The 418-nt window shown below is 72.2% G+C and carries 1 protein-coding gene; it reads right to left on the reverse strand.

Annotated elements, in window-relative coordinates:
• A partial coding sequence (locus ADK41_RS08215; RefSeq protein WP_280923051.1) for a ketoacyl-synthetase C-terminal extension domain-containing protein occupies positions 1-411 on the reverse strand: 411 nt, incomplete at its 3' end.
• Positions 412-418 lie beyond the last annotated feature (7 nt).

The following is a 418-nucleotide window of genomic DNA, read 5'->3' on the forward strand; positions in this document are numbered from 1 at the left end:
GAACAGGAACGCCGTACGGCCCGTACCGGCCACGCCCTCCACGACACCCGCATCCGGACGACCCGCGGCGAGCGCCTCCAGGGCAGCGGCCTTGTCCTCAGCCAGCACCACAGCCCGGTGATCGAAGACGGAGCGATGCGTGGCCAACGAGAACCCGAGGTCCACGCCACGGATTCCGGCGCCCGCCGTGAACTCCCGCAGCCGCTCGGCCTGCGCACGCAGCGCGGCCTCACTCCTGCCGGAGAGGACCCACGGCACCGCGCCGGAGGCGGTCTCCGGTTCCCGTGCTGTTTCCGGCGCTGCCTCGATGCCGGGGTCCGGCTGTTCGAGGATGACGTGCGCGTTGGTGCCGCTGATGCCGAACGAGGACACACCCGCACGGCGCGGACGTCCCTCATCCGCCCACTGCACCGGCTCG

This window comes from Streptomyces caelestis, from assembly GCF_001279005.1.
Taxonomy (GTDB): domain Bacteria; phylum Actinomycetota; class Actinomycetes; order Streptomycetales; family Streptomycetaceae; genus Streptomyces; species Streptomyces heliomycini.